At 68.2% G+C, this 20,567-nt stretch carries 18 protein-coding genes; 11 read left to right on the plus strand and 7 right to left on the minus strand.

What is annotated here, in order from left to right:
* Positions 1-32: 32 nt before the first annotated feature.
* From LRR16_RS08905 to LRR16_RS08915, 3 genes are all read right to left on the minus strand, one after another.
* The gene (locus LRR16_RS08905; RefSeq protein ID WP_064573579.1) at positions 33-455 is read right to left on the minus strand and encodes a VOC family protein; all 423 of its coding nucleotides are present in this window, start codon (positions 453-455) and stop codon (positions 33-35) included.
* 19 nt (positions 456-474) lie between these two features.
* On the minus strand, positions 475-1,698 hold the full coding sequence (locus tag LRR16_RS08910; protein WP_232205638.1) for a DJ-1/PfpI family protein: 1,224 nt from the start codon (positions 1,696-1,698) through the stop codon (positions 475-477).
* A 150-nt stretch (positions 1,699-1,848) separates the two neighbouring features.
* Positions 1,849-2,757: a MurR/RpiR family transcriptional regulator gene (locus LRR16_RS08915; protein WP_232205639.1), complete on the minus strand. Its 909-nt coding sequence runs from the start codon at positions 2,755-2,757 to the stop codon at positions 1,849-1,851.
* Positions 2,758-2,907: 150 nt separating this feature from the next.
* Here LRR16_RS08915 and LRR16_RS08920 point away from each other — a divergent pair, with 150 nt between their 5' ends.
* Both LRR16_RS08920 and LRR16_RS08925 read left to right on the plus strand, forming a co-directional pair.
* Positions 2,908-4,068: a M20 family metallopeptidase gene (locus tag LRR16_RS08920; RefSeq protein WP_232205640.1), complete on the plus strand. Its 1,161-nt coding sequence runs from the start codon at positions 2,908-2,910 to the stop codon at positions 4,066-4,068.
* 52 nt (positions 4,069-4,120) lie between these two features.
* Complete coding sequence (locus tag LRR16_RS08925) at positions 4,121-5,122, plus strand: tripartite tricarboxylate transporter substrate binding protein (protein ID WP_006578080.1); 1,002 nt, start codon at positions 4,121-4,123, stop codon at positions 5,120-5,122.
* 82 nt (positions 5,123-5,204) lie between these two features.
* Here the strand turns inward: LRR16_RS08925 and LRR16_RS08930 are convergent, their stop codons facing one another.
* Both LRR16_RS08930 and LRR16_RS08935 read right to left on the minus strand, forming a co-directional pair.
* Positions 5,205-5,666: an RES family NAD+ phosphorylase gene (locus tag LRR16_RS08930; protein WP_023263887.1), complete on the minus strand. Its 462-nt coding sequence runs from the start codon at positions 5,664-5,666 to the stop codon at positions 5,205-5,207.
* The gene (locus LRR16_RS08935; protein ID WP_006578082.1) at positions 5,666-6,094 is read right to left on the minus strand and encodes an antitoxin Xre/MbcA/ParS toxin-binding domain-containing protein; all 429 of its coding nucleotides are present in this window, start codon (positions 6,092-6,094) and stop codon (positions 5,666-5,668) included. The genes LRR16_RS08930 and LRR16_RS08935 overlap by 1 nt, the downstream gene beginning before the upstream one ends.
* A gap of 244 nt (positions 6,095-6,338) precedes the next feature.
* Between LRR16_RS08935 and LRR16_RS08940 the strand changes: the two genes are divergently transcribed.
* Entirely contained in the window at positions 6,339-8,669 is a 2,331-nt protein-coding gene (locus LRR16_RS08940) for a glycoside hydrolase family 55 protein (protein WP_232205641.1), read from the plus strand.
* A gap of 36 nt (positions 8,670-8,705) precedes the next feature.
* On the opposite strand, the gene LRR16_RS08945 is transcribed toward LRR16_RS08940, so the two are convergent.
* The gene (locus tag LRR16_RS08945; RefSeq protein WP_232205642.1) at positions 8,706-9,455 is read right to left on the minus strand and encodes a hypothetical protein; all 750 of its coding nucleotides are present in this window, start codon (positions 9,453-9,455) and stop codon (positions 8,706-8,708) included.
* Between the two features lie 71 nt (positions 9,456-9,526).
* A complete protein-coding gene (locus tag LRR16_RS08950; RefSeq protein WP_370646774.1) occupies positions 9,527-11,965 on the minus strand; it encodes a TonB-dependent receptor in 2,439 nt (812 codons plus the stop codon).
* A 193-nt stretch (positions 11,966-12,158) separates the two neighbouring features.
* Here LRR16_RS08950 and LRR16_RS08955 point away from each other — a divergent pair, with 193 nt between their 5' ends.
* The 8 genes from LRR16_RS08955 (at position 12,159) to LRR16_RS08990 (ending at position 20,566) form a co-directional block, all read left to right on the plus strand.
* Entirely contained in the window at positions 12,159-13,604 is a 1,446-nt protein-coding gene (locus LRR16_RS08955; RefSeq protein ID WP_232205643.1) for a histidine kinase, read from the plus strand.
* Positions 13,604-14,230, plus strand: a complete 627-nt coding sequence (locus LRR16_RS08960; RefSeq protein ID WP_006578023.1) for a response regulator transcription factor — start codon at positions 13,604-13,606, stop codon at positions 14,228-14,230. Before LRR16_RS08955 ends, LRR16_RS08960 begins: the two co-directional genes overlap by 1 nt.
* A 230-nt stretch (positions 14,231-14,460) precedes the next feature.
* Positions 14,461-15,981 (plus strand): aldehyde dehydrogenase, encoded by a 1,521-nt coding sequence (gene adh / locus LRR16_RS08965; protein WP_006578022.1) that lies wholly within the window; start codon positions 14,461-14,463, stop codon positions 15,979-15,981.
* Between the two features lie 132 nt (positions 15,982-16,113).
* Positions 16,114-16,527 (plus strand): DUF779 domain-containing protein, encoded by a 414-nt coding sequence (locus LRR16_RS08970; RefSeq protein WP_006578021.1) that lies wholly within the window; start codon positions 16,114-16,116, stop codon positions 16,525-16,527.
* 23 nt (positions 16,528-16,550) lie between these two features.
* Positions 16,551-17,558 carry a tripartite tricarboxylate transporter substrate binding protein gene (locus LRR16_RS08975; RefSeq protein ID WP_043438220.1) on the plus strand — a complete coding sequence of 336 codons (1,008 nt, stop codon included), beginning with the start codon at positions 16,551-16,553 and terminating at the stop codon, positions 17,556-17,558.
* A 23-nt stretch (positions 17,559-17,581) separates the two neighbouring features.
* Positions 17,582-18,358, plus strand: coding sequence for an ABC transporter ATP-binding protein (locus LRR16_RS08980; protein ID WP_232205765.1), 777 nt, complete (start codon positions 17,582-17,584; stop codon positions 18,356-18,358).
* Complete coding sequence (locus tag LRR16_RS08985) at positions 18,355-19,371, plus strand: PQQ-dependent catabolism-associated beta-propeller protein (protein ID WP_232205644.1); 1,017 nt, start codon at positions 18,355-18,357, stop codon at positions 19,369-19,371. Before LRR16_RS08980 ends, LRR16_RS08985 begins: the two co-directional genes overlap by 4 nt.
* Positions 19,364-20,566 carry an ABC transporter substrate-binding protein gene (locus tag LRR16_RS08990; RefSeq protein ID WP_232205645.1) on the plus strand — a complete coding sequence of 401 codons (1,203 nt, stop codon included), beginning with the start codon at positions 19,364-19,366 and terminating at the stop codon, positions 20,564-20,566. Before LRR16_RS08985 ends, LRR16_RS08990 begins: the two co-directional genes overlap by 8 nt.
* The last annotated feature ends 1 nt before the right edge of the window (position 20,567 follow it).

The following is a 20,567-nucleotide window of genomic DNA, read 5'->3' on the forward strand; positions in this document are numbered from 1 at the left end:
CCAATGGGCTATTGCGCTGTTGCGCTACTGCCCTATTGCGCGCCCTGCTCGCCCATCATCGCGTCCGGATTCATCCATACCGGCTCGAACAGATGGCCGTCCGGGTCTTCGAAGGTGCGCAGATACATGAACCCCATGTCCTGCGGTTCCCGAATGTCCGCGCGGCCGCCAGCCGATTTCGCGGCCTCGACGATGGCGTCCACATCCTCGCGATTGTCGATCGTCAGCGCGATCAGCATGGCGCTGGTTTCGCGCCCATCGGCGATCGGCTTGCTGGTGAAGGTCCCGTAATAGGCGTGCGTCATCAGATGGAACGTGATGGTGTCCGACCACACCATCGACGACGTCTGGTGGTCGCTGAACTGCTCGTTCTTGACGCAGCCGATCGCCTCGTAGAACCGCGTCGCCGCGGCAAGATCGCGGACCGGCAGGTTCAGGAAAATCATCTTTGCCATCGTGTCTCCTCCGTTGGTTTTACTGCAGGGGGCGCGTGCGCGCCTCGGGTTGCTGATGTCCGCCTGGATTCTCGCGGGGATATTCGAGCTGCATCGCGACCAGGGATTCGGTTCGCGCGCCATAGCGCTGGCCGATGCCGTTCAGCGCCTCGTCCAGCGCCCGCGCCGGCTGCGATTCCGCGGCGAGCGCTATGGTCCGGCCTCGATCCCAGTCCGTGCCGACGTGCTCGGGCACCAGGCGAATGCCGTTTCTCGTCTCGATCGGTCCCGCCCGCTGGGCGAACGATACGGCCTGCGAACGGTATGTCCGCGACCACGCGTCGGCCACCAGCGCCAGCGACACCTCGTCGACGCCAGGCCGTAGCGCGATGCCCAGCCGCTCGCGATTCCAGAACGCCATCGTATTGCCGATCGCCGTCAAGGCGAATGGGCGCGTAAAGGTGAAGGCATCGCTGTCGTGGCGCGCATCCCAATGCGGCAGGCCCAGGTCGCGGGCCACGGCCTGTGCCCTGTCGCGGCCCGCCACGGCTTCGATCAGCGTCAACGTCATTGGCATCGACGCGGAAATGCCGGTGGTCGTGGCGACACGGCCATCGACGACGATGCGCCGGTCGGCAACGTAGCGCACGGTCGGATGCTCGTCGAGCAAGTCTTCCAGGTAGTACCAATGGGTGGTGGCGCGCTTGCCGTCGAGCAGCCCAGCCGCGGCCACGACCTTGGCGCCGGCGCAGATGCCGATGACCGTTGCGCCTTTGGCCGCCTGGCTGCGGATCCATTGCAGCACGGCCGGATCGTCGTCGCGGCTCATCGCCGGCACCAGCACGTAGTCGGCGCCCTGGGGATGCTGTGCGTCGAACTGCGCGATCGTCGCGTCCGGCTCGACCTGCAGCACGGGATAGAGCTTGACCAGCCCCGGCTGCGTCGCCAAGGCCTTCACCTCCCCGATGTCGGCGCGGCGCAGGATGCCGTAGGGCATCAGATAGTCGGTGGTCTCGGTCGCGTCATTGATGCCGACGATGGCAATCACCGGGCGCGGCCGCTTCTGGGGCTTCAGCGCGGCCAGCGTGGCGGCCCTCTCCGGTTCGCCGATCGCTGGCGGTTCGGCGGCAGCCGTGCCGGGCGGCAAGGACAGCAGCCACGCCGCGCCGGCGGCCAGCGCGACGGCCGCGATACCGAGCGCGATCCATGCGGCGAGACGCAGGTTCAGCAGGTTCAGCGGGTTCGGCCGGTTCCACCGGTTCATCGTCGTGGTCTCCTCCTTGGCTTGAGCCAGACCACTAGCTTAGGCGGATGGAATCCCGACGCCAAGCCACGCCAAAGTGTCCACATTGGGCGAGATCCGCCGATGCCGGCATGGCGCGTCGGCAGACGGTAGCCGTTGCGCCTTCGCGCCCTACCCCTTTCGCAATCCTTCCACCGGGTCGGTCTCGAACGCCTGCCACAGCGCATCGCGCCGCTGCAGCGCCTCGATCACGGCAGGCTGGCGTAACTGCGCGACGGCGGATACCAGTGCATTGCACAAGAAAAACGCGGCGGTGTACGAATCGAATGGCGATGCGTTGGCGGTGCGTACCAGCAGATGGTGATCGGACAGCGGCACCAGCGGCGCGGCCGGGCTGTCGCAGATCGCGACGACGCGGGCGCCCCGTTCGCGGAAAGCACGGGCGATGCTGACCGGCGCGCTCGAATAGCGCCGGACGCTGAAGGTCAGCAGCACGTCTTCGGGCTGGACCCACAGCATGGCGTCGGTGGCCGTCACCGCGCCGGCCCCGAGCTCCTGCACATTGGGCCGGCACATGTTCAGATGCAGCGCCAGCCAGGCGCTGACCGGTGCGCTGTTCTTCTGCGCCAGGATGAACAGGCGCCCTTTTCCTCCGGCCAGCAGCCGCGCGATCGCTTCGAACGCGGCGATGTCTAGCGATTCGTGCGTGGCCGTCAGGTTGTGCTGGTCATGCATCAACGCATCGTCGAGGCACGCCCGCAAGGTTCGCTTGCCGCCGATCAGCGCCGGTGCGCGTTGACCCGCGGTCGGCAGCGCGGCAGTCACGCTCGCCCGCGCTTCGCGCTGCGCGTCGGCATAGCTGGCATAGCCGAGCTTGGCGAACAACCGCACCACGGTCGACGCGCTGGTGCCGTGCTGCGCCGCCAGCGCGGTCGCCGATTCGAGCAGCACGTGCGGATAGCCGCGCGTCAACGCATCGGCCAGTTCGCGCTCACGCGCGGTCAGCGTGGCCGCCTCGCGCGCCAGCCGGTCCAGCAGCGTGGCGCCATGATCGGCGGCTTCCTTGCGGGAATTCGTCATATTGACACCCTGCAATGTGTATTGCATGATGATATCACTACTGCAACGAGCGTTTCATCGCCTGTTTCCCGGCCGATTCACGCATGTTGCACAACGCGTTTCATCACGCCTTTCATCGCGAACCGCCCTCCGGCCGTGAACAGGAACCCCATGCAGGATAGAGAAGTAGCCCAGGGCGAACAGGCCCTGCTGGACTGGCTGCAAGGCCAGCAACAGGCGATGCAGGACTTGCTGCAGAAGATCGTCGACATCGACAGCGTTAGCCGCCATGAAGCCGGCGTCCAGGCCGTGGCCGAGGCGCTGCGCGCGCATCTGGAAGCGGCCGGCATTGCCGTGCGTTTCCATGCGGTGCCCGGATACGGCGTCTGCCTCGATGCGCAGGTGCCCGGCTCCGGCGAGGGCCTGCCGGTCCTGCTGATGGGGCATATGGATACGGTCTATCCCGAAGGCACCGCGGCCAGGCGGCCCTTCCGCGTCGAGGACGGACGCGCCTACGGTCCCGGCGTTGCCGACATGAAATCGGGACTGGTGCTCAATGTGTTCGTTGCCGAGGCGCTGGCGCGGCTGGGCCGCCAGGCGCCGCCGGTGCGGCTGTTCTTCTCGTGCGACGAGGAGATCGGTTCGCCGGCGACCCGCGAGCGGATCATGGCGGTTGCCCGCGAAGTTCGCGCCGTGTTCAACGCCGAGCCGGGCCGCGTCAGCGGCAACCTGGTGACGGGTCGCAAGGGTTCGATGGTGGTCGAGTTCGAGGTCGAGGGCGTGGCCGCGCACTCCGGCATCAACCACGCCCATGGCGCCAGCGCGATCGACGCATTGGCGCGCAAGATTCTCGAACTGCATGCGCTGACCGACCCGGCCTCCGGCGTCACCACCAATGTCGGTTGCGTGCAGGGCGGCATCGTGCCGAACATGGTCGCACCGCATGCCAAGGCACAGCTCGATGTGCGCTTCACCGCGGAAACCGATATGGACGCGCTGTACGGCCGCATCCGCGAGATCGTCGAAGCCGAATCGATTCCCCGTACGCGCGGCCGCATCACCGACATGCGCCGCACGATGCCGATGGCGACGACGCCCGCGTCCCTGCTGTCCCTGTATCAGCGCAGCGCCGAACGCGTCGGCTTCACCGTCGACGGCGAGTTCACCGGCGGCGCGGCCGACAGCGGCCTGACCAGCTCGGCCGGCACGCCGACGCTGTGTGGCACCGGCCCGGTCGGCGGCCATCCGCACACCGAGCGCGAATACTGCGAACTCTCCACCTTCGTGCCACGAGCCCAGGCCCTGGCGCTTGCCGTTCTCGGACTCCGATGAGCGGCAGGCCCGCCTTCGAGCCAATTCACAAAACCATCCTGCCTTTCTGATCATGCAGAACCTGCCCTTCTCCCGCCGCCGTTTCGTAGGTCTTGGCCTGAGCGCCGCTGCCATCGCCGCCGCCGCGCCGCTTGGCGCCGTGGCACAGGAAAACTGGCCGTCGCGTCCGATCACGCTGGTGGTGCCGTTCCCGCCTGGCGGATCGGTCGACATCATGGCGCGCCAGTATTCGGAGCCGCTGTCGCGCATTCTTGGCGTGCCGGTCGTCGTCGACAACCGCCCCGGCGCGGGTGGCTCGGTCGCGACCCAGGTCGTCGCGCGCAGCAAGCCGGACGGCTATACCTTGGTGGTGTCGTCGCAGAGCAGCCACCTGGCCAATCCGCTGACGCAGCCGCGCATCGGCTACGACCCGATCAAGGATTTCGAGAACATCGCCATCCTCGGCCGCCAGCCCAATGCGCTGGTCGTGCATTCGAGCCTGCCGGTGCGCACGTTCGCCGAATTCATCGCCTATTCGAAGAAGAATCCCGGCAAGCTCGATTACGGTAGCGGCGGTGTCGGCAGCATGGGCCAGCTGAATGTCGAGATGTTCAAGGCCAGCACCGGTGCGGTGGCCACCCATATCCCCTACCGCGGCGGCTCGCAACTGATCACGGCGGTGCTGAGCAACGAGGTGCAGTTCATCCTGGATAACCTCGTGATCATGCTGCCGCACGTCAAGGACGGCAAAGTCCGCGCGCTGGCGGTCGCCTCCGAGCAGCGGCTCGAGCAGCTGCCCGACGTGCCGACGCTGGCCGAACTCGGCTATCCGGAGCTGAACCTGAGCTCGTGGACCGGCATCGCGGCACCGGCCGGCACGCCGCAGCCGGTGGTACAGAAGATCTACCAGGCAGTGCGCAAGGCGGCCAGCGATCCCGCGATGCAGGCCGCACTGCGCTCGCGCGGTGTGGTCCCGCCGGAAGACATGGCGCCTGCTGCCTTCGAACGGATGATGGCCGACCGCCTGCAGCGCTATGGCGAGGTGGTGAAGCGCGCGAAGATTTCGGCGGAGTAAGGGGCGTTCAGCATTCGGAGCAGCCGCTGAGGCTTCCATCCCCCATTCGGCATCGCCGATGATCCCCGCCTACCGGCGGGGATTACGACGTTCGGAACAGCCTCTCGTCCCAACGCACCGGCTCCGGCGCCGAGACGACGAGCTTGGCTGTGTCCGGGTGCATCGGATTGACTAGCGCGTTCCACTCGAGAGGAGCTACGACCGAGGGCACGATCAGCACGGCGGATCTCATGTCGGCCAGCCAGCGATCGCCGAAGCCGCGAGCCGCGCGGGGATCGTCCAAAGCGTCCCAGCCCCTCGGCAAGTCGTTCGGGCCTGCGCGTTCGATCCCGATGTCGTCGGGCACGTTGGCGACCACCACGACATGCTGCCTCGGCACCTTGCCGATGCGTGAGTGAACGAGAACCTCGAGCATGGCACCTGCGAAGCTGAGGGCGCCGTAGATGACAGGACGGCCCGGGCTGTTGAAACGGCCCCCCATGAGCATGGCGCCGGTACCGTTCCACACGTCATGGCGGCGGTCTGCGATCCGGTAGATCAGCATCACGCAGCCATGCCATAGAAAAGCCTCCAGAGAACTTCCTCGACCCGCTTGGCACCGAGCTCCGTCATCGATACGTCGAGCGGTGTGTTGCCGGCCAAGAGCGGATGCGGCGCATGCAGAAACTCTCGGGCATCCTCTTCGTCATCCCATACGAAATTGGCCGTCGCGAAGATCCGAGCTAGCCGCTCGGTTTTTTCGGACTCGTCCGGCGTCAGACGATCCTTCCGGCGTTTGAAGGTCGCCTCTGGCACGATCCGCGACATCAACATCCGTCGCTCCTCTGACGTTCGTACCACGTGCTCGACGATTTCTCGCAGTGCGGACTTTGGCAATCCTTCTCGCACCGCTGCATCGAGCTCGGCAAGGGAGGCGCGGGGCGGCGAAAGCGCCATGGCGGCGCTGATGTGCTCCGGCGGAACGACCAACATATCGGCACCCATTGGATCAGTTGATTCCAAATTGTAGTCCATTTGATCTCCGTCAGCTAAGTAAGAGGACGAAGAATCTCTCCGATTGAGGCTGTGTGTCGTTTCGTACTGTTACCGCTGTCGTTTACCGACATTAATGGTCGGTCCGATATAGGTGGCGGATGCTGCTTCGGCATGGTCGTCCGTTCGCCTGACACAAACGGGGGTAACCATGAAGCCAGCGTCTCGCTTTCGACAGCGCGTGTTGACCGCCGCCTTGGCGCTGCTCGGCTGCTGGCACGGGGTGGCGGGCGCTGCTGAGCCTCGGGGGGCGCCCGCGCCGGCGGTCGCGCCGGGCACGGTGGTCGCACCCATCACCGACGTCGGCACGCTGAGCGGGTGCACCAACCCGATGATCGGCAAGAACGGCGATACCGGCAGCGGCAAGCGGGCGGTGTTCGTCGACGTCAAGCAGATGCGGCCGGACAGCGATCCGGTCTACGAGAAGAACGCCGTTTTCTGGGCCTCGCGAGAGAACCGGCCCGGTCAAAGCGTGTTGATGAGCGGCGCCTTTACGGCGAACCGCAAGACGGTGCGGCTGGTGGCGCTGACATCCGGCATGACGGACTGGCGCAGCGCGCTCCGTTCCAGCGCGATCACGGTGCCGGCGGTCAATCTGAGTTCGACGGGATTGACCTTCACCATCCCACCGAACCTGAAATACGGCCCGTACGCCTATCGCATCGAGGACCAGGGTCGCGCGGTGCCGGCGCTGGAGGGCATCGTCAATCGGCCGGAAATCCAATGGATTCTCGGCACGCCCGATACCGATTCCAGTCTGGAAGCGCCGGCGCACGAACTGGTCAATTGCGGTGCGGAGGCCGGCGGCAAGCTGCGGCTGTTCGGCAAGAACTTCAACGGCAGCAAGGAGGCTTATCTGCAATCGGCCGACAACCGGCTCTATCCGCTGACGGTCGAGCACGCCGACGATACGGCGATGGTGGCCGGCGTGCCCGCCGGCATGGCGCCCGGTTCGTACCACGTCTGGATCGGCTCACAGCACAAGGACCTGACCGCCGCGCTGCCGGTGCCGATCCGCATCCAACCCGCGCCAAAGCCGCCTGCCGTGGTGTCGTGCCCCGGAATGACGGGCGATGGTGTCACCGACAACGCCGCCGTGCTGCAAGGCTGTCTCGACAAGAACCGCAGCAATGGCGTGCGCACCGTCTTCAAGCTGCCGGCCGGGCAATTCGCCATTTCAAGAACGATTGCGCTGCGCCGCCATCAGTATCTGGTCGGCGAATCCGAGGACGCGACGACGCTGCTCGGCAAGGCGAACAGCGCCGCGGCAACGCCCGCGTCGTGGATCACGGGCGAAAGCCATTTCGGCGTGGCCTCGCTGACGCTGCGCGCGCCCCACCGCGAAACGATGCTGCGGGCCGCCAACCTCGGCAGCGATCCGCGCGCGAACGGCCATATCCTGATCCAGCGCGTCAATTTCGTCGTGTCGGCCGACTACACCAACGGCGCGGGAAGCGCGCAGCTGATCAAGATTGCCGGCCCGGACCTGCGCATCGTCAATTCGACGTTGAGCTCGCGCAAGACGATGTCGATCGACTACGGCGACGGCGTGCTGATCACCGGCAACCGGGCGACCAAGGGCGATTACGGCATCGCCAACAGCCAGAACGTCGTCGTGACCAAGAATCTGTTCGGCGCCCAGGACGAAATCAACGAGGGCGTGGTGATCGGCGCCAGCCGCCCGATGATCAGCGGCACCACGGCCAACGCCACGCGCAACTTCTATCTCGGCTACAACCTGTTCCGCAACATGACGTACACGCCGACCAACCAGTTCTTCACGACGGACGGCGGCGGTGGCGCGTATCTGGGCAGGCTCGCCGCCAGCTCGGCCAGTTCGGTGACGCTGGCGCGCGATCCGAACTGGGACATGGTCGGCACCAGCAATCCGGAAAACGTCGTGATGTCGATCGTCGCCGGCACCGGAGTCGGTCAATACCGGCATCTGAAATCGATCAAGGGCCGCGTGATGGAATTGGCGACGCCCTGGGACGTGGTGCCCGATTCGTCCTCGGTGATCAACATCACCACCGGCTATCTGCGCATCACCGTCAGCCACAACGAATTCCGCAACATGCATGGCCGTGCGCTGAATTCGATCCTGTTCTTTGGCGGCGTGTTCGACAGCGTGATTGACCACAACTACAACATGAACGCCGGCGACGGCATCGCCATCGCCGCCTATGGGCCCTATGGCGACAATACCTATCTGCCGACCTTCAATATCGATTGCCTCGATAACACCGTCGCCGAGGATGGCGACCCGGTCTTCGTGATGCGCACCGCGGCACGCAACGTTACGCGCGGGCTGGCGGTGTTGGGCATGCCGGGCGCGACGCTGTCCGGCATTCTGGTACGGGGCAATCGGGTCGCCAGCCCCGGCATGATCTTTTTTCCGAACAGCTTCAAGGACAACTACTCGATCCTGGTCGAACAGAACCAGGCGCGCGTCGAGCCGTGGTTCGGCGGATCGAGCGGTCCGCCGGGCGCGATGATCCGGAACAACCGTCCATAGGCACGAGCGCGAGGCGCTTCGGCGATGGACCGCGCCTTATGGCAGCGCCGGGCCCGCGCCGCGCATCGTGGCCAGCGCGCGCAGCGACAGATGGGCGAACCAGTAGACCAGGAACAGCATCCCGAGCACGCGACCGATCGTCACGCCGGCAAAGGCGGCCGGCCCCGGCATCAACAGCGCGATTGCCGCCGAGATCGCCGCGGCGATCAGACCGCTGAGCACGACGCCCGCAACCGCCACGCCGGCAAACGGCAGTCGCCATCCTTTGGCCAGCGCGGAGAATTCGCCGGCCGATGCGCGCTTGCGCAGTGCCAGATACGGCATCAGCCGCATCGCCAGCCACGCCTGCGCGGCGAGGTTGGCCGCGGCATACAGCAGCGGGACCGTGGCAAGAAACTGGATCAGTGCGCACAGCACGATATAGGTGCCGACGTAGTGCGCCAACGCGCCGCGCTGGCCGGAAACGGCGTCGCCCGACGGCTCGGCGGCGGGGTAAGCGCCCGCGATCTGCGCAATGGCGCCGGGCATCGACCACAGTGCGACCAGCAGGATCAGCGCAAGCTGGTACAGCACCACCAGCAGCGTCTGAGCGACGCCGCCCGCACCGCCGTACAGCGCCTGCACCCAGGGCGGTACGACACCGGTCATCAGCATGACCAGCGGCAGTCCGAGAAAGACGGCACCGGCGATCAGCAGCACCACGATCGGGCCGACGGCGAGCTTGAGGGCGCGGGAACTGACGAAACTGGCAAGCGCGGCACGAAAGGCGGCGAGCGACGGCTGCATGGCGATTGGCGTGGAGTGCAAAGTGCGGCAGCCTAGCACATCGGTCCCGCGCCGCGCGCCTTGCCGGTGCGCTACATCCGGTACCGCAGCCCGACGAACACACTGCGCGGCGCACCGGGGGCGATGAAGCGCGACGTCGCCGCATCCTGCGGCGCCACGTGCGGCTGCACCAGCCGTCCGTCCGGCAGGATGTTCTCTGCCAGCTGGCCATAGCTCGCATAGCGGCGATCGAAGAGATTGTCGACGCGGGCATACAGCTCGAGCTGCTTGCTGACGCGATAGCTGGCGCGCAGATTGACGGTGGCATAGCCGGCGGTATCCCAGCGGCGTGCATCCGGTGCCCTGCCCGGCCGCGGATCGCTGGCCAGGCCGTCCTCGTTGCCGCTGATCACGCTGGATGACACGGCCAGCACGTCGGCGCCGATTGCGAACGACGGCGTCACGCGCCAGTCGGCGCCGAACTTCAGCGTGTGCCGGGGCAGCCCGGCAAGCCGCATGCCGGGACGGACGTCGATCGTGCGCTCGCCGGCCAGGATACGTCCGTGAGCCTGGTAGGTAGCCTGCAGATAGCTGTAGCCAAGCCGCAGCGTCACCGCATCGAGGCGCCAGTTGGCCAGCAGGTCCACGCCCTGGTGGCGGGTGCGATCGAAATTCGAGAAGTAGCCCTGCTGGCTGTTCGGCGCGCGCAGGAACAGGATGTCGTCACGGTTGTCGGTGCGGTAGGCGGTGCCCGACAGTTCCAGCTCGCGCGACGGCCGCCAGCGCGCCCCGACCTCGTAGGTGCGCGAGACCACCTGCTTCAGGTACGGATCGGCCTGCAGGCCCGCCGGCAGGCGGCATGGCTGCGCGGGATCGGCGCAGCCGAGTTCGATCACCGTCGGCACGCGGTTGCTCTGCGCGGCGCTGGCAAACAGCGTCAGACCGGCGCCAACCTGCTGGGTCAGGCCGATCGCTGGATTGAGCTTGCTGTAGGTGAAGCGCTCCGTCGGCTTGTCGCTGCCGTCGCTGTCGATCAGCGTGCTGGTCACCTTCAACCGGTTCCAGCGGGCCGACAGGTTTAGATGGGTCGTCGGCGTCAGCGTCCACAGATCGGCCAGATAAACGCCGATCGCGCGCGACTTGCCGTGGGCGCCCGAGAACAGCTCGACCTCGGACCCGGGCGCGGCCGACACGCCGCGATCCGCGCTCAGCAGCGCCTCCTGTTCGTACTGGGCGTAGCGCACCCGGTTGGCGTCGAAGGTCACGCCCATGTTGATGCGGTGTGCGCCCAGTTCCTTGGCCAGGCTCAGTGCGGCGCCCTGGCCCCGCTGGCGGGTGTGGGTCGTGTTCAACACGGCCGGATGCAGCGCGGCGCCCTGCTCGCGCGTATAGCCACAGTCGTCGTCGGCCGGCGAGCCATCCGCGTTGAAGCCATCCTCGCAGGCCTCGGCATATTCGGCGTAGTCCTCGCTGACGTCGCCGTTGACGGTGTCGCGCCGGCTGTGGCGGACGTACGCCATGGCGGAGATGCGGGTCGTGTCGTCGAGCCAGTGGCTGCCGTTCAGCGTGGCTTGTGCGACGCGGTTGCGGGTCTGGTCGGGGTAGGTGAACACCGCGCGCCGGTTCCCCGCATACAGGTCGGGCAGCACGGCACTGCCATCGAGCCGATAGTCCGGCACCAGCCCGTTGCCGACGAGCCGGCTGCTGCCATGCAACAGCGACAGGTCCCACTCGGTCGCCCCGCTGCTGCGGCCGGCCTTCACGAACAGATTGCCGAGCCGGCCGTCGGAATGGTCGCGCCAGCCATTCTCCTTGAACAGCGTGCCGGCGACGAAGCCGTGCCAGCCGTCCTCGCTGCGCGCGCCGAACGACAGGTCGGCGCGCTTGCGGGCACCGCTGCCGTACGAGATGTCGGCACCGAAGCCCTGCGAAGTCAGCCCCGATTTGGTCGTCAGCGCCAGCGCGCCGCCCAGCGTGTTCAGGCCGTACACCGGGTTTGAACCCGACACCAGCGCGATATGGTCGAGCGCGGCTTCGGGAATCATGTCCCAGTTGACCACGTCGCCGAACGGCTCGTTGACGCGCACGCCGTCGAGATAGACCGACAGGCCCTGCGGCACGCCAAGAATCGACGAGGCGCGGAAGCCGCGGTAGGTCACGTCGGCCTGGAATGGGCTGCCCTGGATCTCGTTGACATTGACGCCGGCCAGATTGCGGCTCAGGTACTCGACAAGATTGCCGGCGCGCGGACCGGACGCAGTGTCGCGCTGCGCGCCCTGCACGGTGTATGGCAGCGTATCGCGCTCGACGCCGATGCCGGGCAGCGGCGCGGCGGCGACGATGGTGACCGTCGGCAGCGAACTGTCCTGTTGTGACACAGTGCTGCCCTGTTGTGCAACAGCGTGGCCGGCGCCGAACATCGCGATCGCGCAGGCCATGGCGATGGCACGGGGAATGGGGGACCCGGTACGGCGCGTCGCGGCGGGCGCGCGGGGCCTGCCGGCGGCGGCAGCGGTCCGGTTGGCTGACATCTTGCATCTCCTCCTGGTATCGAGCGGACCTCTGTCGGGCCGCACGATCCCGTCGAGCAGGTTCCATACCCCGACGGCCGGGAAAAACTCCCGACCGGGACGGGAATCGGCTCGCCAGGCCGGGATCGATGCGCCGCGCAGCCACGCCACCAGAGCGCCGGGCCGCCTCGATGGAAACGAGGAGACCCCTGCCATGCCCCTGTCCCGCCATCTGCTGCTTCGGGCCGCGCCGATCGCATTGCTGAGCCTGGTCGTCGCCACGCTGTTCGCGCTGGCCACGGCCGCAGGCGATATCCGCAGCGAACGGCGCGGCGCCGATGCCACCGCCAGGATGTTCCGTCATCTCGCGGGATTGCAGGCCGACCACGCCGAGGCCCGTAACGGACATTTGCGCGCCCTGCGGGATATCGCGGCTTCCGGCGCGCTGCGCCATCTGCGCCTGACACTGCGGGACGATCGCGGCGTGGTGCTCGTCCCGCAGACCGGCGCTGCCGACAGTGAAGCGCCCGCGGAACCGGCCGCGTCGTGGACCATCCCGGCGGCCGAGGGGGCCGGATACCGCGTGGCGTTGGACTGGAATCCGCGCAGCGAGGAAAGCGAGGCGCTGAACACCTTCGCCGGCCAGCTGGCGACGTTGACGCTGTACAGCGCGCTGCTGTTTGCCGGCATCGCATGGTCGGCACGACGGGCATTGGCCCCGCTGCGCGGGATGCTGGCGGCAATCCGCCGCTACGAGCACGCCGAATACGATGCCGCGCTGCCGCCGACGCGGATCGCCGAACTCGACGCGATCCGCCGGGCGTTGCAGCAGCTCGCCGCGGCACTGGCGCAGGCGGAGGCTTCCCGCCGCGCGCTGAGCCTGCGGCTGCTCGACGCACAGGAGCACGAGCGGGCCCGGATCGCACGCGAACTGCACGACGAGCTCGGCCAGACGTTGACGGCCATGCGGGCCGACGCGGCCTACCTGTCGCGCCGGCTGACGCACGACGCCGCGCTGCGCAGCGTGGCCGACGGGCTGTCGCAGCATGGCGCGCGCATCCAGCAGGATGTCCGCTCGCTGCTGCATCGGCTGCGGCCGCATGGCACGCAGCCGGGCAACGGGCCAGTCCCGCTGGCGCGCATGCTGCAGGACCTGCTGCAAGGGTGGCGCGCGCAGCCGGATTCGCGCACGGACTTCCGCCTGGAGATCGAGCTCGGCGCGGTGGCGGTGCCGCCGGCGCTGGCGCTGGCGCTCTACCGCATGACGCAGGAGGCCCTGACCAACGCCGTGCGGCATGCGGGCGCCGGGACGGTCCAGGCCCGCGTGGCCGCCAATGCCACCGGTGACATCGTCTGGTGCGTCGAGGACGACGGCGTCGGCATCGGCGATCCCGACGCCGCGTTCGAGACCGGCTGCGGATTGGGCGGCCTGCGCGAACGGGTGTGGGCACATGGGGGGCAACTGGAGCTGAGCGCCTCACGGTCCGGCGAAACGCGGCCGGGGCTGAAGCTGCTGGCCCGTTTCCCTGGCGCGCTCGCGGCGCGGCCTGCTGCCGTCGCGGCGATTTCGCCGGGTGCGGCCGTTGCGGCGGACCATGCGCCGGACACCCGTGCCCGCGCCGGCGGCCCCGGCCACGGCCGCGTGCCGGAGCTGGCCTGATGATGCCGCTGCGTGTGGCGCTCGCCGACGACCATGCGGTGGTCCGCGCCGGCTACCGCCGCCTGCTGGAGCTGGACGACGGCCTGCAGGTGGTCGCCGAGTTCGCCGATGGCGACGCCGCCTACCTCTGGCTCAGCCGCCATCCCGCCGACGTGCTGGTGCTGGACCTGTCGATGCCGGGCCGCGGCGGGCTGGAAGTGCTGCGCTGCCTGAAGGCGCGCGTGCCGGCGCTGCGCGTGCTGGTCTTCAGCATGCACGACAGCCCGGCCATCGTTGCGCAGGCGCTGCGCGCGGGCGCGGACGGCTATCTGACCAAGAGCAGCGCACCGGACCTGCTGGTCGACGCGGTGCATCGCGTCGCGGCCGGCGAGCGGCCGCTGTCCGACGACATCGCCGCCGTCGCCGGCGAGGGCGACCCGAAGGCGCTGCCGCACATGCGCCTGTCGCCGCGCGAATTCGATCTGTTCCGCCTGCTGGCGCGCGGCATCGCGATCGAAGACATCGCCGCGCAGCGCTACCTGAGCACCAAGACGATCGCGAACTACCAGACGCTGATCCGCAAGAAGCTGGGGCTGGCCAACGTCGTCGAGATGTACCGCTATGCGCGCGAGCACGGACTCGACTGATGCGTCGCTGCCGACGGCCGCGACACGGTTGCTCCATTTCGGGACACCGTGCGCAACAGGTCGATGAGCGGCGCAACAGTGGCGGCGCGCCTGGCCGCGAAACCGATGCCGGAACGCGGCGAACGGCCAGTGGCACGCTCCTTGCGCTGATGGGAGTGGACTGGCCGGACACCCGGTCGTCAAGACAGCAGCGCAAGCGCAACATGAACGATTCGTCAGGAGACACCACCATGAACCATGCGGAACTGAAGTTCCTCGATATCGAATTCCCGTACAAGGCGTCCTACGACAACTTCATCGGCGGCAAGTGGGTACCGCCGCAGTCGGGCCAGTACTTCGACAACGTGTCGCCTGTCACGGGACAAGCCTTCTGCAAGATCGCCCGTTCCAACGCCGACGATATCGAGCTGGCGCTCGACGCGGCCCACGCCGCCAAGACCGCCTGGGCCCGCACGTCGCCCGCCGAGCGCGCCAATGTGCTGAACCGCATTGCCGACCGCATGGAGGCCAATCTGCAGCGCCTGGCGGTCGCCGAGACGATCGACAACGGCAAGCCGCTGCGCGAGACCATGGCCGCCGACCTGCCGCTGGCGATCGATCATTTCCGTTATTTCGCCGGGGCGGTGCGCGCGCAGGAAGGCGGCATCTCGGAGATCGACCACGACACCATCGCCTACCACTTCCATGAGCCGCTGGGCGTGGTCGGCCAGATCATTCCATGGAACTTCCCGCTGCTGATGGCGACGTGGAAGCTGGCGCCGGCGCTGGCCGCAGGCAACTGCGTGGTGCTCAAGCCCGCCGAGCAGACCCCCGCCTCGATCATGGTGTTGCTGGAAATCATCGGCGACCTGCTGCCGCCGGGCGTGCTCAACGTCGTCAACGGCTTCGGCCTGGAGGCCGGCAAGCCGCTGGCGTCGAACAAGCGCATCGCCAAGATCGCCTTCACCGGCGAGACCACCACGGGCCGGCTGATCATGCAGTACGCCAGCCAGAACCTGATCCCGGTCACGCTGGAGCTCGGCGGCAAGAGCCCGAACATCTTCTTCGCCGACGTGCTGGACAAGGACGACGCGTTCTTCGACAAGGCGCTGGAAGGCTTCGCGATGTTCGCGCTGAACCAGGGCGAGGTCTGTACCTGCCCGTCGCGCGCGCTGATCCAGGAATCGGTCTACGACCGCTTCATGGAGCGGGCGATCAAGCGCGTCGAGGCGATCAAGCAAGGCCATCCGCTGGACCGCAGCACGATGATCGGCGCGCAGGCCTCGCAGGAGCAGCTCGAGAAGATCCTGTCGTACATCGACCTGGGCAAGCAGGAGGGCGCGCAGTTGCTGACGGGCGGCGAACGCGCCCAGCTGGGCAACGGGCTGGAGAACGGCTACTACGTCAAGCCGACCGTGTTCCGCGGCCACAACAAGATGCGCATCTTCCAGGAGGAGATCTTCGGGCCGGTGGTATCGGTGACGACTTTCAAGACCGAGGAAGAAGCGCTCGAGATCGCCAACGACACGCTGTATGGCCTTGGCGCCGGGGTCTGGACGCGCGACGGCACGCGGGCCTACCGCTTCGGCCGTGCGATCCAGGCCGGCCGCGTGTGGACCAACTGCTATCACGCCTACCCCGCGCACGCGGCGTTCGGCGGCTACAAGCAATCGGGCATCGGGCGCGAGAACCACAAGATGATGCTCGACCACTACCAGCAGACCAAGAACCTGCTGGTCAGCTACAGCCCCAACGCGCTCGGCTTCTTCTGACCGACGGGCCTGGCAACGGCCCTCGCCCGCGCGAACCCGAATCCTGGCGCCTTGTTCTGCCGCGAGCAAGCAAGCAAGCACGCCGGGCGCTCGGCCTTCGCTCGGGCGGGGGCATCTTCGCGGAATCCGACGATGAATACCCCCTTGCCCCCACGCGTCATCGCCACCGACGCCGCGCTCGCGCTGATCGCGCGGCTGATCGCCGACCACGGCCCCATCCTGTTTCACCAGTCCGGCGGCTGCTGCGACGGCAGCGCGCCGATGTGTTTCCCCCGCGGCGAATTCCTGGTCGGCGGCAGCGACATCAAGCTCGGCGAGATCGGCGGCGCACCGTTCTACATGAGCGAATCGCAGTTCGAATACTGGCGGCATACCCAGCTGATCATCGACGTGGTGCCCGGCAACGGCGGCATGTTTTCGATCGAACGTGCCACCGGCATGCGCTTTCTGACGCGCTCGCGGCTGTTCGGCGACGAGGAAGCCGAGCGGCTCGCCGCGACGCCGCCAGAGCGGGCGACGGTCGACTATCCCGACCTCGCCGCGTGATGGCGCCCGCGCAGACCCTGCCGATGCCAAGGCGCCGCGCCCTCGCGATCGCCCTTGGTTCGCTGGCCGCGAGCGCGGCGTTTCCCGCCGTCGCGGCCTGGGCCGATGCCGGCACCACTGCGGCCGCCGATTACCCGTCGCATCCGCTGACGCTGATCGTGCCCTGGCCCGCGGGCGGCGCCACCGATCTGTCGATGCGGGTATTGGCCGAACTGGTCGCACACGAGCTCGGCCAGCCGGTGGTGGTGGAGAACCGCGCCGGAGCGGGCGGTGCGCTGGTCGGCGCCCTGCTCGCCGTGGCGAAGCCGGACGGTTACACGATCGGCCAGTTGCCGGTCACGGTCTACCGGCTGCCGCACCAGCAGAAGACGACCTGGCAGCCGCTGCGCGATATCCAGCCGGTGGTGATGATCTCCGGCTATACCTTTGGCGTGGTGGTGCCGGCCGACAGCCCGTTCCGCAGTTTCGGCGACCTGGTGGCCTGGGGCCAGGCGCATCCGGACGCGTTGACGGTCGGCTCGTCCGGCATCGGCACCACGCCGCATCTGGCGATCGACGACGTGCTCGGGCGCCACCATATCCGCTATGTGCATGTACCTTACCGCGGCATCGCCGACCAGATGCTCGCGGTATCCGGCGGCGCGCTGATGGCCGGTGTCGGCGCGACCGGTTTCGCACCCTATGTCGACAGCGGACGCCTGCGGCTGCTGGCGCTGTTCAGCGAACACCGGTCGCCGCGCTGGCCCGAGGTGCCGACCATGAAGGAGCTCGGCTATCCCGACGCCGTCCACAACTCGCCCTACGGCATCGGCGCGCCGCGCGGCACCGATCCGCGTATCGTCCGGCGGCTGCACGATGCCTTTGCCCGAGCGATGCGCCACCCCCGGCATCTGGCCGAGCTGGCCAGGTACGACCAGGAACTGACCTATCTCGATACCGCGCGGTACGAGGCCTATCTGCGCGGGGTGTGGGCCCGCGAGCGCGACTTCGCGCAACGGCTGGGCCTGGCCGCCGGCAAGGAGCCATCGTGATGGGTTCCACCCTCGCCCCCGCGATGCGCGCGGACGCCGCATCGAACGAAGCACCGTGCGATACCGCGCCGGCGCTGCGCTGCGACGGACTGGTCAAGCGTTTCGGCAGGCAGGCCGCGCTCGATGGCGTTTCGCTTTCGGTGCGCCCCGGCGAATTCGTTGCGTTGCTGGGGCCGAACGGCGCCGGCAAGACCACGCTGTTCCAGATCCTCAGCGGGCTGTTCGTGGCGGACGCGGGGCGCGCCGAGGTGATGGGCGCCGACATGCGCGAGCATCCGGCCCGCGCGCTGGCCCGGCTCGGCATCGTCTTCCAGCAGCCGGCGATCGACCTGGGCCTGCCGGTGCGCGACAACCTGCTGTTCCATGCCGACCTGCATGGCCTTGCCCGGCGCCAGTCGCTGCCGCGGATCGCCGCCCTGCTCGCGCGCTTCGGCCTGGCCGAGCGCGATCGCTCGCCGGTGCGTGCGCTGTCGGGCGGCAACCGCCGCAAGGTCGAACTGGCGCGGGCGCTGCTGCACGAACCGGCGCTGCTGCTGATGGACGAGGCCACGGTCGGACTTGATCCGGCTTCCCGCATGCAGATCGTCGACGAGGCCCGCCGCCTTGCCGCGGGGCAATCGACCGCGGTGCTGTGGGCCACGCATCTGGTGCAGGAGGTTGCCGGCTGCGACCGCGTCGTCGTGCTGCACCGGGGCAAGGTGCGCTTCGACGGTCCTCCGGCGATGCTGTGCGACGCCACCGGGCAGCCCGATCTCGAAGCGGCCTTCCTGGCCCTTACAGATTCGGAGGCATTGCCATGAGCCATCTGCCACCGGTGCCGCGCATCCGCTGGATCGTGGGCGCCACGCTTGCCGTGACCGCGGTGCTGGTCCTGGCCGGATGGTCGGAGGCGGCACCACGAGCGGGCCGCGGCCAGGTGATCGTCTCCAGCGAAAAGGACGGCAGCCTGATTTTCTACGACGCCGCCAGCCGGCAGATGTCCGCCGTGTTGCCGCAATGCCGCCGGCCGCGCCATCTGCAGCTGTCTCCCGATCGCAGCCGGCTCTATGTCGCCTGCAGCGACGACGATCGCGTCGACGTGGTCGATGTCCGCGCGCGCAAGACGCTGGCCGCCTTGCGTGTCGGCGACGATCCCGAGATCTTCGACCTCAGCCCGGACGGCAGGACGCTCTACGTCTCGAACGAAGAAGAGGCGCTGCTGACCGCGGTCGACACGGCCACCGGACAGAAGCGTTTTTCGGTGGCCGTCGGCGAGGAGCCGGAAGGGGTCAAGGTCAGCGCCGACGGCAAGCGCGTCTACGTCGCCTCCGAAGTGGCCAATCTGGTCCACGTGATCGACGTGGACAGCCGCAAGATCATTCGCCATATCCCGGTCGGCAATCGGCCGCGCCGCTTCGCGCTGTCGCCGGACGGCAAGGAGCTGTGGGTCAGCAACGAGCTCGCCGCGAGCGTGTCGATCATCCGCACCGACACGCTGCAGGTCGTGCACGTGCTGACGTTCGCACCGAAAGGCTTTCGCGCGGACGACGTGACGCCGGTGGGTATGGCGCTGTCGCGCGATGGCCGGCGCGCCTATGTGGCGCTCGGACGGGCCAACCATGTGGCGGTGGTCGATGCCGCGAGCCGGCGCGTGCTCGACTACGTGCTGGTCGGCAGGCGCGCGTGGGGCCTGGCGCTGACCCGCGACGATGCGCTGCTGTACGTGACCAACGGCCTGTCGGACGACGTCAGCGTGGTCGACACCGCGCGCGCCAAGGCGGTGGCGACGCTGAAGGCGGGCCGCGTACCGCATTCGGTGGCGATCGATGACTAGCCTGCCCTGCCTGCGACCGCTTGCCATGTGCGTGTTGCTGGCCGGCATTGCAACGGCTACGGCAACGCCTGCGCAGCCCGCCGCTGCGTCCGAACTGCGCATCGGCGTCGTCAGCCTCGCCGACGATCCGCGCTACGAGCCCAAACGGCTGGAACAGCGCTATCCGGGCCACCCCGAGGGCCGGCCTTTCGACGGCATGCGCGTCGCCGCTGCCGAATCCCGCCTTGCGCTCGAGGCCGCGGGGCTGACGCTGAAGATCGAAGCCGCCGAAGCCCGCGATGCGCAGGCCGCGGCCCAGGCCGCAGCCGCGCTGGCGCGCCAGGGTGTCCGCTATATCGTGCTGGACCTGCCCGCCGATGCGGTCCGCGCGGCGGCCCGTGCGGCCAAACCGGCCGACGCCCTGCTGCTCAATGTTTCGGCCGACGACGACGCGTTGCGCGGGGAAGGCTGCGCCCCGCATCTGCTGCACACGCTGCCGAGCCGGCGCATGCAGGCCGACGCGCTGATGCAGGCGCTGGCCGCCCGCAAATGGCGCAAGGCATTGCTGCTGACCGGACCCGCCCCGGAGGATCGCGCGTGGCAGGCGCTCTATCAGCAGGCGGCCCGGCGCTTCGGGGTCGCCTGGGCCGCGCAGCGCGATTTCCGCCTGTCGAACGATCCGCGCGAACGGGAGCTCGCCAACGTCCGCCTGCTGACCGGTGGGCCCGACCATGACGTCGTGATCGTCGCCGACGCCGATGGCGAGTTCGCCCGCACCGTGCCGTATGCCACGCAGCTGCCGCGCCCGGTTGCCGGCGCCAACGGGCTGACCGCGATGGCGTGGCACCGCGCGTGGGAGCGCCACGGCGGCCCGCAATTGAACCGGCGCTTCGTCAAGGCAGCCGGGCGGCCGATGAGCGGACACGATTGGGCGGGATGGGTGGCGATCAAGGCGGTGGTCGAAGCGGTGACGCGCGCGCCGAAGGCGCCGTTTGCCGACCAGGCGAAGGCGCTGCGATCCGGCGACATTGCCATCGACGGCTTCAAGGGCCCGCGCCTGAGTTTCCGGCCCTGGGACGGGCAGCTGCGCCAGCCGGTGTTGCTCGCGCATCCCGATGGCGTGGCGGCGGTCGCCCCGCTCGACGGTTTCCTGCATCCGAAGAACAACCTCGACACGCTGGGCGCGGATGCGCCCGAGAGCGCGTGCCGCCGCTGAT

Origin of the sequence: Cupriavidus sp. UGS-1, assembly GCF_021213615.1 — a bacterium.
Classification (GTDB): Bacteria; Pseudomonadota; Gammaproteobacteria; order Burkholderiales; family Burkholderiaceae; genus Cupriavidus.